Annotated in this window: 11 protein-coding genes, 1 pseudogene and 1 riboswitch; of the genes and pseudogenes, 3 read left to right on the top strand and 9 right to left on the bottom strand. The window is 61.8% G+C overall.

Annotation, left to right across the window (positions count from 1 at the left end; all coding sequences use genetic code 11):
* Positions 1-30: 30 nt before the first annotated feature.
* The 3 genes and pseudogenes from ilvD to B0G75_RS16005 form a co-directional block, all read right to left on the bottom strand.
* Positions 31-1,893, bottom strand: a complete 1,863-nt coding sequence (ilvD, locus tag B0G75_RS16015) for a dihydroxy-acid dehydratase (RefSeq protein WP_106307152.1) — start codon at positions 1,891-1,893, stop codon at positions 31-33.
* Positions 1,894-2,163: 270 nt separating this feature from the next.
* Positions 2,164-3,171 (bottom strand): DUF1571 domain-containing protein, encoded by a 1,008-nt coding sequence (locus B0G75_RS16010; protein ID WP_106307149.1) that lies wholly within the window; start codon positions 3,169-3,171, stop codon positions 2,164-2,166.
* Between the two features lie 19 nt (positions 3,172-3,190).
* Positions 3,191-3,968 (bottom strand): annotated as a pseudogene (locus tag B0G75_RS16005) (anti-sigma factor family protein).
* Positions 3,969-4,156: 188 nt separating this feature from the next.
* On the opposite strand from B0G75_RS16005, the gene B0G75_RS16000 reads away from it, so the two are divergent.
* Entirely contained in the window at positions 4,157-4,900 is a 744-nt protein-coding gene (locus tag B0G75_RS16000; RefSeq protein WP_106307146.1) for a hypothetical protein, read from the top strand.
* A gap of 184 nt (positions 4,901-5,084) precedes the next feature.
* Positions 5,085-5,271, top strand: a riboswitch (yybP-ykoY riboswitch).
* 5 nt (positions 5,272-5,276) lie between these two features.
* Entirely contained in the window at positions 5,277-5,867 is a 591-nt protein-coding gene (locus B0G75_RS15995; RefSeq protein WP_106307143.1) for a TMEM165/GDT1 family protein, read from the top strand.
* Positions 5,868-6,086: 219 nt separating this feature from the next.
* Here B0G75_RS15995 and B0G75_RS15990 read toward each other — a convergent pair whose 3' ends face one another.
* Together B0G75_RS15990 and B0G75_RS15985 are read right to left on the bottom strand one after the other, a co-directional pair.
* On the bottom strand, positions 6,087-6,605 hold the full coding sequence (locus tag B0G75_RS15990; protein WP_106307140.1) for a low affinity iron permease family protein: 519 nt from the start codon (positions 6,603-6,605) through the stop codon (positions 6,087-6,089).
* 269 nt (positions 6,606-6,874) lie between these two features.
* Positions 6,875-7,279 carry a GFA family protein gene (locus B0G75_RS15985; RefSeq protein ID WP_106307137.1) on the bottom strand — a complete coding sequence of 135 codons (405 nt, stop codon included), beginning with the start codon at positions 7,277-7,279 and terminating at the stop codon, positions 6,875-6,877.
* A gap of 250 nt (positions 7,280-7,529) precedes the next feature.
* Here B0G75_RS15985 and B0G75_RS41365 point away from each other — a divergent pair, with 250 nt between their 5' ends.
* Positions 7,530-7,952 carry a hypothetical protein gene (locus tag B0G75_RS41365; protein WP_258194502.1) on the top strand — a complete coding sequence of 141 codons (423 nt, stop codon included), beginning with the start codon at positions 7,530-7,532 and terminating at the stop codon, positions 7,950-7,952.
* A 148-nt stretch (positions 7,953-8,100) separates the two neighbouring features.
* On the opposite strand, the gene B0G75_RS15975 is transcribed toward B0G75_RS41365, so the two are convergent.
* From B0G75_RS15975 to B0G75_RS15960, 4 genes are all read right to left on the bottom strand, one after another.
* On the bottom strand, positions 8,101-8,520 hold the full coding sequence (locus B0G75_RS15975; RefSeq protein ID WP_106307134.1) for a DUF1810 domain-containing protein: 420 nt from the start codon (positions 8,518-8,520) through the stop codon (positions 8,101-8,103).
* A gap of 206 nt (positions 8,521-8,726) precedes the next feature.
* Entirely contained in the window at positions 8,727-9,509 is a 783-nt protein-coding gene (locus tag B0G75_RS15970) for an ABC transporter substrate-binding protein (protein WP_106307131.1), read from the bottom strand.
* A 153-nt stretch (positions 9,510-9,662) separates the two neighbouring features.
* A complete protein-coding gene (locus B0G75_RS15965) occupies positions 9,663-10,535 on the bottom strand; it encodes a manganese catalase family protein (RefSeq protein ID WP_106307128.1) in 873 nt (290 codons plus the stop codon).
* A 529-nt stretch (positions 10,536-11,064) separates the two neighbouring features.
* Positions 11,065-11,922, bottom strand: coding sequence for a LysR family transcriptional regulator (locus tag B0G75_RS15960; RefSeq protein WP_106307125.1), 858 nt, complete (start codon positions 11,920-11,922; stop codon positions 11,065-11,067).
* Positions 11,923-11,988: the final 66 nt, after the last annotated feature.

Below are 11,988 nucleotides of genomic sequence, written 5' to 3'. Positions count from 1 at the left end.
CCCGACAGCGAGCGCCAGAGCCGTCCCGCATCACTTGCGCTTGAGTTGCGAAAGATCCCGCACCGCGCCACGATCGGCGGAGGTCGCCAGCGCGGCGTAGGCCTGCAACGCCTGCGACACCACGCGTTCACGATTCGCCGGCTGCCAGGCCTTGTCGCCGCGGGCCTCCATGGCTTCGCGACGGCGCGCCAATTCCGCGTCCGACACGACCAGGTGCATCTTGCGGTTGGGAATGTCGATCTCGATCACATCGCCCTCTTCCACCAGGCCGATCGTGCCGCCTTCAGCCGCTTCCGGCGACGCATGCCCGATCACCAGCCCCGACGAACCACCCGAGAAGCGGCCGTCGGTGAAGAGCGCGCAGCTCTTGCCCAATCCCTTGGACTTCAGATACGACGTGGGGTAAAGCATTTCCTGCATGCCGGGACCGCCCTTCGGGCCTTCGTAGCGGATCACGACCACGTCGCCCGCCACGACCTTGTCGCCCAGAATGGCTTCGACGGCGTCGTCCTGGCTCTCGAAGACGCGCGCGCGCCCGGAGAAAATCCACTGCGATTCATCGACACCGGCGGTCTTGACAATACAGCCCTTCTCCGCGAGGTTGCCGTAAAGCACGGCAAGGCCGCCGTCTTTCGAATAGGCGCTCTGCTTGCTGCGGATGCAACCGGTGTTGCGGTCGGTATCCAGCGCGGCAAACGTGGCTTCCTGGCTGAACGCAACCGTGGTCGGAATGCCGCCCGGCGCCGCGCGGAAAAACTTCTGCGCTTCCTCGCCCGCGCCACCGGCGACGTCCCATTTGGCGATGGCGTTGCCCAGCGTGCCGCTATGCACGTTGCCGCACGACAGATCGAGCAGTTCCGCGCGCGCCAGTTCGCCGAGAATGCCGGGAATGCCGCCGGCGCGATGCACGTCTTCGATATGGAACTTGTCGGTGGCGGGCGCCACTTTGCACAGGCACGGCACCTTACGCGAGATGCGATCGATGTCGGACATCGTGAAATCGACGCCACCTTCCTGCGCGGCGGCCAGCAGATGCAGCACGGTATTGGTCGAACCGCCCATGGCGACGTCGAGCGCCATCGCGTTCTCGAAGGCCTGCTTGCTGGCAATGCTGCGCGGCAGGACCGAGGCGTCGTCTTCCTGATAGTAGCGGCGGCACAGGTCCACCACGAGACGGCCGGCCTGCTCGAACAGACCCTTGCGCCAGGCGTGCGTGGCGACGATCGTACCGTTGCCCGGCAGCGCCAGACCGATAGCTTCGGTCAGGCAGTTCATCGAGTTCGCGGTGAACATGCCCGAGCACGAACCGCACGTCGGGCAGGCGCTGCGCTCGATTTCCGCCACTTCGGCGTCGCTTACGCGGGAGTCGCCTGCCTTGATCATCGCGTCGATCAGGTCGATCTTGGCGATCACCTGGCCGTCCGTCGGCGATTTGACCTTGCCCGCTTCCATCGGACCGCCGGAGACGAACACGACGGGGATGTTCAGGCGCATGGCGGCCATCAGCATGCCGGGGGTGATCTTGTCGCAATTGGAGATGCAGACCATCGCGTCGGCGCAATGCGCGTTGACCATGTACTCCACCGAGTCGGCGATCAATTCGCGCGAAGGCAGCGAATACAGCATGCCGCCGTGACCCATGGCGATGCCGTCGTCGACGGCGATGGTGTTGAATTCCTTGGCGACGCCGCCCGCCGCTTCGATTTCCTTCGCGACCAGTGCGCCCATGTCGCGCAGATGCACATGGCCCGGCACGAACTGCGTGAACGAATTCACCACCGCGATAATGGGCTTGCCGAAATCACCGTCCTTCATTCCGGTGGCGCGCCACAAGGCGCGCGCGCCGGCCATGTTGCGGCCGTGGGTCGAAGTTTTCGATCGATAATCAGGCATCTGTATCCTCAGGTATTGGGGTCGTCAAATTGGAATTGTGCCCAGACTGGCCGATGCGCCGTTTGCGGACAGCGACGGCGCAGCGATTGCCCGCGGATGGCGGCAGGCAATGACACGCGCGCGCGGCTGGGAAGGTACGAATAGTGCGAGAGGACGCGTAAGACGTCCAATATATTTTTCCGGCACGATTAGGTCGGAAAAGATATTAATGGACGATTGACGAAGGCGAGGAAGCAGCGCTCGTGTGAACTTTCCTAGCAGCGCGCGCTGTCAACGGAAACCATATTCGGGGTTACTGCGATCGAAAACCAATTCGCTCCAGTGGCGCGGTTCGACGTCTTCGAAACGGATCAGCTCCAGCAGGCCGCCCTGCTCGTCCCAGGCGGCTTCGCCGCTGGGCCACGTGTGCTGAAGATCGAACAGCAGCCGCACACGCGGTGCGTAATGCGCGGGCGGTCCTGACGGAGCCGTCCATGTCCACGCCAGCAACCGCGTGCCGTGCGCGTTCATGAGTTCGATACGGCTCGGCTTTTCGCTGAGGCCCTCTTCACGAAAACTGCGCGCATCGTGCTCGACGGTGCGCGCGATGAACTGCAAGCCCAGATCCCGGACGCTATGGCGGGACTGCGCGTGCGCGAACGGACCGTCGACGGCGACCTTGCCCGACACGACATGCAAGCGGCCGCCGAGATGGCCGACGATGCTGTTGGGGTCCGTGGTCTCGTCGTAGACAATCTCCTGCCCCGCATGGGCGCCGTCCGGCAGCCATTTTGCGTAGACTCTTCGCGGGCTTTCCTGATATCGGATCACCATGTGATCGGGCCGCTCCGGCCATCTTCCGGAGATGCGCTCCTGCCGGAACATGCTGTATTCGTAGGCGTCGTCGGTAATCATCCCGGACTTCGCGTACTCGACGAAGGCATCGGGCTTCATCGCGTCCATCAGCGCGAGGATCTGATCGTCGGTCAGCGTCAGTATCGAGTGGTTTTCGATCCGCGTGCGTAACGACGTCGCCTGTTCGCGAGCCGTGAGACAGCGGAACTCGTCGATGTCCGCATTTACGGTATCCGACGCGCCCGCACCAGCACATCCCGCCGATGTGGCGGACGAAGCCGGTGCCGTCGGGCTGCCCGGTTGCGCAAACGCGCCCGCCGAGACAACCAGGCATGTCAATGCGAGCACATACAGCAACATCCGCGCGATTGCGGGGCGTCGCGCGGCAGGCAGCATGTGCCGGCGTACCGGATGATCGGAAATGCCAGACCCGCAAAACGTCATGGGTTTGATCCGTGCTGGTTTACCGGCGTTTGAAGGATTGCCCGAGCGTGCTGCATGCGTCGATCGCCATGGGCCGCAATTGGGCCTCGGAGAGTTGACCGGTCAGCGCGCACCCCGTTCCCTGACTGCCCCAGTAGAACGTGCTGCGATCACCGTCGTGAAACAGACGGAACGCCGCCGCATCTTTCGGAACCGCTTCGACGTACATCGCGAGCCGGGCGCCGGCCGTTCTGATACATGAATTGCGCGGCAGGTCCGGATTCGCCGGGCAGCAGGCGACCGCCGATCAGCGAATACCCATATTCCCGGAGCGAAGCCACCGACAAGCGTCGATCGAGGCGCCGCGACAGCCAGTTGACCAGCTGATCGCGTTGCAGCGCCGCGACCTCCACGGGGTGGCGTTGCTCGGGCGCGTACACCGCGAAAGCGAGGTCGGCGCGCTCCACGAACACGGGTGTATCGGCCGCGAATTTCGCCGACACCCAGGCGGATGACGAGCCGAGCGCCACGCCCATCGCCATGCAGGAGGCGGCAAGGCCAGCCCGCCGCCACCTCGGCGCGAGGCGGCATACGACGATACAACGCGCGTCGTCTCGCGGCTCCCGGAACAATGCCGTCAGCGCGGCTTTTTGCGCGCGGTAATCGGCTACGCGTTCGGCGGCCTCGGGGTCGGTCGTCAGCCAGACGAGCGTGGCCGCGCGCTCCGACGCGCACAGCTCGTTGTCGGCAAACGCCGATAGCGGCCGCCAATCCATACTGCCCACGCCTCGCCTCCCGCGGTTGGTGTCGTCGTTCATGACTGGGTTGCGGTTTGCATCTACCCGCCCTGATGCCGGACTCGAAAGACCCAGCGTCAATACCCCGAATAAACGCCCGGCGGGGCCGCTCTATTCCAATCGTGTGAAGTGAAGGTTTGCGCGAAAGATGGAATAGGCGGTGACGCCGGATCGTTTAGACAGCATGTCCGATTCAACGGCAGACTTCGATGAACATTCGACAGCAGCATTTCATTCGACCTGCCGGCGTAACGCTGCTGATGGCAGGCGTCGTGTGGCTCGCGGGCTGCGGAGGTGGTGGCGGCAGCAGCGGCAGCGGCACGTCGATGGTTTCGATCGCCGGCACGGCGGCAACGGGCAAGGCACTGGCGAACGCGACGATCAACATCGACTGCGCGCGGGGTTCGCTGTCGGTTGCAGCGGATGCGAACGGAAACTTCCACGCGACCCTCGGCGCCGTGATGCCATGCATGATCGCCGCGACCTCGGGTGTAACGATGCTGCATTCCGTTGCGTTCGCCGGCGGCACATACAACGTCACGCCGGAGACGGATCTGCTGGTGTCGTATCTGGCGGCGCAACTCGGCACGAATGAAACCGGCCTCATCGCCGGCTTCGCGGTGAACTCACAGTTCCAGCAAGTGCTGGCGAATCAGGCCGACGTTCTGACTGCGCAGGCCGCGGTCGTGCAGAATCTGCAGCAAACGTACGGTGTCACGCTGTCCGCGCCCAATTTCCTGACTACGGCATTCGCTGCCGGCCAACCTGGCGAGGACAGCGATCTCGAAGCGCTCCTCGCCCGCGGCGCGATCGACGCCAACGGCGAACCGGACGCCGCCGCCGTCGCGCTGATGGCCAGAACCGGGGCGGCACATCCGATTGCTACGTCGCCGAATAACAGCACGGGCGGCACCGGAGTCGGCGGCATTGGGAGCACCGGCGGCATGATGTGAGAGGCCACCTTGCGTCAGGGCGGTTCCGTGACGAAGTCCCCCGCACAAAGGCTGCAGCTTGAACCACAGGAGCGCGCGCGAAACAGCGTCGTGCATTCTTCCGTAGCAGAGGCCGTGAGATCTGAACGCACCCGCTTCCGCAAAGCTGACGATTTGCGTTACTCGACCGAGACAATGTAGAATCGCCGCTCTCATTGGGGAGTAGCCGCCTCGACCGCAATGCTCGAGGGTGCCCGTCAACATACTTGGTGGTCGACAGACCGCCATGGCGCGCACAGCACTATGCCTGGCAAGACCGATGACTCGCATTCCGACCTGACCGGGTCGCCGGAATGCGCGTCATCGCGTACGTACTGCGCGGCCCGGCTCACAACCTATGCAATCGTTCCTCGTTTCGACCAGCGTGGTCGGTCTAGCCGAAATCGGCGACAAGACCCAACTGTTGTCCCTGGTGCTGGCCGCCCGATATCGCAAACCCATTCCAATCATTCTCGGCGTCTTTGTCGCAACGCTCATCAATCATGCTGCGTCCGGCGCTTTGGGCGCATGGCTTGCCAGCGTTCTGAGTCCGACTATCCTGAACTGGGCAGTCGTCGCGTCATTTGCCGTCATGGCTGTGTGGATTCTGATTCCCGACAAGCTCGACGGCGCCGAGGCGGTGTCGACCACGCATCCGATGGGAGTGTTCGGCACCACTGCGCTGACGTTCTTTCTCGCTGAAATGGGCGACAAGACGCAGGTTGTCACGATCGCTCTGGCCGCGCGGTTTCACGAATTCTTCGGAGTGGTCGCCGGCACCACGCTCGGCATGATGCTGGCCAACGTGCCCGTCATCTATCTCGGACACAAGTTTGCCGACCGTCTGCCGACCAAGGCGGTCCACATTCTGGCCGCGGTCATCTTCGTTGTCCTCGGTGGCTTTGCCCTCAGGACGGCGCTGTATCCGCACGAGCACCCGCTGTTCTAGTCCGAAGGGGTTCGCTTGGTGCGCTTGCGGAGCGCGTCGTGCCGCTGGCCAACAGGCGCAGTCCGGCTTTCAGGCCGCCATGTGATCGAATAGCCTTAGCCATGCGGTTACCTCAGTGAGCGAGTGACTCATCGTCGATCCTTAACGCCCGCTCATCGAAGCGGGCGTCAAACTCGGCGCATCATCACGCGCGACACTTATCCGCCGACTCGTTCGATGTCAACTCTCGACGGTCTGCCCGGCCGGTTCCTCCACCGTGCCGCCCTTCGCGGGCGAACCTTGAGCGCAAGCGGCAGACTGAGTGGACAAACGCAGGTAAGCTGCCGCGAGTCTTCGGAGCTCTTCCTCAGACGCGTCCTCGATGCCGATCAGATTGTTATTCGCGGGCCGATGCGAGGAAAGCAGTTCGTTCAACTTCAGGTGCAACGCGACACTGTCTTTGTTCTGACTCTGCTGGATCAGAAAGACCATTAGAAAGGTGACGATGGTGGTGCCTGTGTTGATGACCAGCTGCCATCCGTCCGAGTAATGGAAGATAGGCCCTGTGACGACCCAGGCGACGACCGTCAGTACGGCAAGACAGAATGCAGCCGGTGAGCCGGCAAACCGCGTAACGAGGCTTGCAAAGCGGTCGAACAGGCGCGTCAACGGATGACGGCCGGCGTATGCAGGGCTCGATGTGTCTGGAACGGTATCGAGTTCGCCAGTTGACGAAGGCGTGGCGTGTTGTGTAGTCATGACTGGCTCCAGAAGGTCGGGCAGGTCTTCTCGTGCAAACTTCATGCCGCTGTCGGTTGAAATCGTTCGGCAAGGATAGAACCGCCCGCCGGCGTTAATCCGTCGTTTTCAATTGCATCCGCATGAATTGCGCTTCGGCAACCGATACCTCATTGCGGCCGGACTACCTGCCGGCTAGTCAAAGCAAGCGAACCGAATTCGTCACCGGTCGGCGACCGTGGCGTCCGCGCCGTAAAACTACTGCCGCTCGTATCGAGCAGGCGTCATAGTCATACTCTGTCTTCGTCATATTCGGCGCGCACCCCGGCGGGCAGCCATGGCTCTTTATGGCAACACCAAAGCTCGTAGCTCGGCTCATACAGGCCTACGCGGTCAAAGGCTCCAAGCGGGAGATCCACTTCGTCACTGTCGTTGTATTCCATGAACGCGACCGACCCGCATGTCGGGCAAAAATGCCTTCGCGCACCGGGCGAACTCTGCCACGCCTGTGTAGGACCGGACCACTCCACGGCGCCACGCTCGAACATGGCGTAACCGCCAAACACGTTGCCATGTATGCGCCGACATGTCATGCAGTGACATATCGACACTCGCCGCGGGGTCGCGGTGACGCGAAATCGCACCGCGCCGCACGCACATCCGCCGGTTTGTTCGACTGATTCACTGTTCGTCATCAGTACACCCTCCTTCGCAAAGCGCGGGGGCTGCGCGCCATCCCTTACTTATCGCTCTTCCTCGGAATCTTCGCGCCCGACTTGCACGCCTGACTCAATCCAAACGACCAACGAGTATCGGATAAGCAAGCGCTCGACCACGCGCCGCCTTCATCGTTTCAAACGTTGCAACCGACGTATTGACGTTTTGTCACTTAGCAAACGATATGCCACTCGCCGCGAGAGCTGCCGAAGCGATTAGCGGAACTTCTTGGATGTCGGCGCGATGCGCGAGTGCACGAATGTACAACTGGCGTATTCAAGTCGCAGCCGGTCTGCGAAGCGATCTCCGCCGACGGCTGCCGTCTCGCGCGCACGTTTTCCCCATTTAGGTTTCGACAAGATCAATTCCACGCTCGATTTGCACCGATGCAGCGATCGCAGCCCGACAGGTATGCCCGTTGCGATCTTCGTCAGGGACGAACTGGACAACCCTTATTCGATCGGGCCCGACATGAAAAATCCGTGGATGAAAAAGAACCCCTTTCTCAGCATGTGGCTGAGCGGAGCCAACGCAGTGGCGGGCTCAGCGCGCGGTCACGCGACGGCAGCGGCAAAGCGCGGGACCACCGCTTTCTGGACCGCTGCGCTCGCACCGCCGAAACCCAAAAAGAAAAGGCGTACGCGTAGCTGACTCGAACCGCACGTGGCATGTCGAGCCTGCAAGTGTGCATCATGTTTAAGGCCTTTGACGCCGTGGCAACGCGCACAGCCGTGCGTGTCGGCGCCAGGCTGAATCAACGCGGGACGCGCCATGCCTGCGCCACGCTGGTAACCACTTGCTACAAGCGCTCCAACGTTAGTGGATCACCTTGGCCGTGGAAATACTTCCTGAGCGCTTCAGCAAAAGGCGCTTTGTCGATCGCCGCGCGCTCGAACAGCGTCATCGACGAATGAAACTTCAGATAATCCGGATACCCGAAAATGTTCTCGATTGAACGACCCTCGACAAGGTTGACGTATTCGGTCGATTGCCTCAGCCGTTCACCCAGTACCGGATGGCGTAGATAAGCATCGGCCTCGGCCAACGACGAAATCGCGAACCGCTGCGCCATTGCACTCGTCCCAAGCCCCTGGATCTGTGGAAACACGAACCACATCCAATGGCTTCGCTTACGCCCGTCGCGCAGCTCGTCACAGACCTGTGCGTAGAGTGGATCCTGCGCGTCGACAAAGCGCTGCAGGTTGAAAGGATCGTCCAATTCGCTCTCCGTTCCGCCGTATCTATAGCGTTTTCAACGCGGGCAACGATCTGAATGTCTCGCTACCGATCAGTCATATTGCGCGGCGTGCGAGACCTTCAGGATGCCCGAATCCGTATGAGATGTCAGTACGGAGCCGCACCCGTTGCGGACACTTCATGCATGAGTCGGGCAAGACATTCCGGCCTTGGCGAATGCCGCCGCATTCACTGGCCGTACACGTCGAAGTCGAAATACTTTTTCGCGATCCTGTCGTATGTGCCGTCCGCGCGTGTCTCGGCGATCGCCTTGTCGATCTGCGCCTTCAGGTCGGTGTCTTCCTTGCGCAAACCGATCGCGGTGCCGCTTCCGAGCGTCTTCGCGTCGTAGAGCGCGTTGCCGGCAAACGCAAAGTCCTTGCCTCGCGCCGTGCGCAGGAAACCGACGTCAGCTTGCACGGCATTCTGCAGCGATGCATCGATGCGGCCAGCAATCAGGTCCGAGTAAACGAGATCCTGATCCTGGTAAGCCACGATCACCGCGCCGGCCGGCTCCCAATAAGTCTTCGCATAGGTTTCCTGGATCGAGCCCTGCTCTACGCCGATTCGCTTGCCCTTCAACGCTTCCGGCGTGGGTGTGATCGTCGAGCCTTTCTTCGCGACGAGACGGGTCGGGATACGGAATACCTTCGAAGAAAACGCGATCTGCGCCTGACGCGCCGGCGTCATCGACATGGTCGACAGCACGCCGTCGAACTTGCGCCCTTTGAGCGCGGGAATCATTCCGTCGAACGCGTTTTCGACCCACATGCATTTCGCGTTCAGGCGGCGGCAGATTTCATTGCCCAGGTCGATGTCGAAGCCGACCAGCTTGCCGTCGGCGGATTTCGATTCGAACGGCGGATAGCTCGCGTCGACACCGAACCGCACGGTCGACCATTCCTTCGCGATCGCGTTGCCGGACGAGATAGCCAGCAGCGCAATGGTCAGGCTTGCAAGCAGGGATTTCATGTTTCTCCTTTCATGACTTTTTTAACGAATGAGCGGCGGGCTCCGCTGCCGGAACCGCATCCGGCGCGCAGCGCCCGCCATTCGACCGTAATTCGTCCGGCCTTACCAATTCATTAAAAAAATCAACTCATGCGTACGGCGCATGGCACCACGTCAAACAGTCTGGCCCGAACCGAGGTCCGCGCCTGTCGTCGGATCCGAGTCCGCATCCGACGCGGTTCTCGCTGCCATTGCCTGCAACACTTTCACATCACGTTGCGACACGTTGACGGTGGCGAGGCCATCACCGCCATCCACGGCCGGCTCCGGCGACTCGACGAATTCCCAATCCGGACCTTCGTTCCATGGCCCGCGCGGCGCATCATCGCCTTGCGACATGTTGTAGTACACGCTCGTGTATTCCGGCACCCCAGGAAGCTTGCCCTGCGGAAAGTTCGGCTGGATCGAATGCAGAGCCTTCTCGAACGATTTCTGGTGGGCGATTTCTCGTGTCATCAGAAAGCCGAGTGTTTCCTTGATGCCCGGATCGTCGGTGACGTTGATCAGGCGTTCGTAGACGATCTTCGCGCGAGCCTCGGCGGCGATGTTCGAGCGCAAGTCGGCCGTAGGATCGCCGATCGTGTCGACGTAGGACGCGCACCAGGGCACGCCAGCCGAGTTGGTCAGAGCCGGGCCGCCGCCGTATAACAACGCGGTCGTGTGGGAGTCGTTTCCTCCGCCCGTCATCGAACGATAGAGCTCTGCCTCCGCGTCCACGGCTTCGGCGAGTTGACCCTTGGCGCTCTTGTTCAGCATCGCCACGATCGAGCCGACGATTTCCAGGTGACTCATTTCTTCCGTTGCGATATCGAACAACAGATCCTTTCTGCCAGGATCGTCTTCGCCGATCGCCTGCGTGAAGTATCGGCAGGCGGCGCCGAGTTCGCCTTGGGGCCCGCCGAATTGCTCGAGCAGCAGATTCGCGAGACCCGGATTCGGCGCAGCGACGCGCACGGTGTACTGGAGGCGTTTGTTATGGATGAACATGCGACTTCTCCGGTGATTGGCCGAAGCAACTCCGTGCGGGCGCAGACATGGACCTGTTATGTCCTTGTACCCGTCCAGAATCGCGTGCGACCATGGATCAATCCGGACAGCAGTGCAACCGAATGGCTGCCCGCACCCAACGGTGGGCGTCCGGCTCTCAGAGCGGACGCTCTGGCGGATGCTCGGCGGAAATGCCGTGCATGGCAACGCATTGCCGCTGATTGTTCAGCATGCGTTGTGCCCATTGTGCAAATACGATTGCTTAACTGGCCGTGCGAGGCCAGCACCATGGTTCTGCGGAGAAGCCGGAGAAGCGAAGCGGCCACCACGCGAGTCCGATTGCCGGGATGCGTTCGCAGGTATGGGAGCGTTATTTACGTGCCCGCCGCCAGGCATTGAAAAGGCGCGACAGCGAATCGCTGCCCGTTGCGCGGCAGTCGTACGGCGAACGCGGTTTCGCCTCGTTCGGAGTGCAATTCGTTCTCGCCACCGTGAACCCGCGCAACGCTCCATGCGCGAGCCTGGTCGATCACAGCAACGGCAACGTCAACCGGATGTGCTCCGCGAATACCGTGATCAGATGGGACGGGCGCTTGCGCTCGAACTTCAGCGTAATGCCTATGGTGGGCAAAGGCGGGAGCGCGGGGTCGCCGTTGAGTACGGAGAGATCCGGCGCGACGGCAGTTTGCGTGATAACGGCGACGGCCTGCCCCGAACGCACGAGGGCCGTGAGGCCGGCAAGACTGCTGCTCGCATAAGCGATGCGGTACGCCCTGCCTGCGCGTTGCAGCGCTTCGCAGGCTGCCACATGGTCGAGTGTATCCGGATCGGAAAGGGCCAGCGGCAACGGATCGAAATGGGCGCAATCCAGTCCCGGATAACCGACCCAAACCAGCGGCTCACGGCGGATGATGTCGTCGTTTGCGGGGTCGTCGGGCAACGAGATCATGGCGAGGTCCAGCGCATGCATTTCCAGTTGTTCGAGCAGGCGCGGCGTGGGGGCGCAAATCACCTCGACCAGTGCATGCGGATGCTGGCTCGAAAACTGACGCAGCAAATGCGGCAGGAAAACAGCGGCGTAATCGTCCGGGCAGCCGAAGCGGATCGTGCCCGACAGCCCTTTGCCGGATAGATCGGCCATCGCCTCGTCGTGCAGCCGCAGAATGCGTTGCGCGTGAATCAACAGGCGTTCGCCGGGATTCGTCAGCACCACCCCGCGACCCGTGCGCTGGAACAACGGCTGGTCGACGATCTCTTCGAGGCGCTTCATCTGCTGGCTCAGCGCCGACTGAGTCCGGCCGATGCGGTTCGCCGCGCGACTGAGCGCACGAACTTCGGCGACGACGGTAAACGAGCGCAGCAGATCGATTTCGAGTGAAAGACTCAAGGTATTAGGCCCGCTTCTATCTTCGATAAGAACTATTCGATTCTATGAAACCAGAGCGCCATCTAG

This window comes from Paraburkholderia sp. BL18I3N2 (assembly GCF_003001875.1).
GTDB lineage: Bacteria > Pseudomonadota > Gammaproteobacteria > Burkholderiales > Burkholderiaceae > Paraburkholderia > Paraburkholderia phytofirmans.
The sequence above is the reverse complement of the archived record's forward strand: the minus strand, read 5'-3'. Positions and strand labels throughout refer to the sequence as shown.

Excerpts from the sequence above, each read along its gene's own strand:
- B0G75_RS15985 (WP_106307137.1), bottom strand. The coding sequence starts at position 7,279 with ATGACGAACAGTGAATCAGTCGAACAAACCGGCGGATGTGCGTGCGGC.
- B0G75_RS15965 (WP_106307128.1), bottom strand. The coding sequence starts at position 10,535 with ATGTTCATCCATAACAAACGCCTCCAGTACACCGTGCGCGTCGCTGCG.
- B0G75_RS15970 (WP_106307131.1), bottom strand. The coding sequence starts at position 9,509 with ATGAAATCCCTGCTTGCAAGCCTGACCATTGCGCTGCTGGCTATCTCG.
- B0G75_RS16000 (WP_106307146.1), top strand. The coding sequence starts at position 4,157 with ATGAACATTCGACAGCAGCATTTCATTCGACCTGCCGGCGTAACGCTG.
- B0G75_RS15995 (WP_106307143.1), top strand. The coding sequence starts at position 5,277 with ATGCAATCGTTCCTCGTTTCGACCAGCGTGGTCGGTCTAGCCGAAATC.
- B0G75_RS15990 (WP_106307140.1), bottom strand. The coding sequence starts at position 6,605 with ATGACTACACAACACGCCACGCCTTCGTCAACTGGCGAACTCGATACC.
- ilvD (WP_106307152.1), bottom strand. The coding sequence starts at position 1,893 with ATGCCTGATTATCGATCGAAAACTTCGACCCACGGCCGCAACATGGCC.
- B0G75_RS16010 (WP_106307149.1), bottom strand. The coding sequence starts at position 3,171 with ATGACGTTTTGCGGGTCTGGCATTTCCGATCATCCGGTACGCCGGCAC.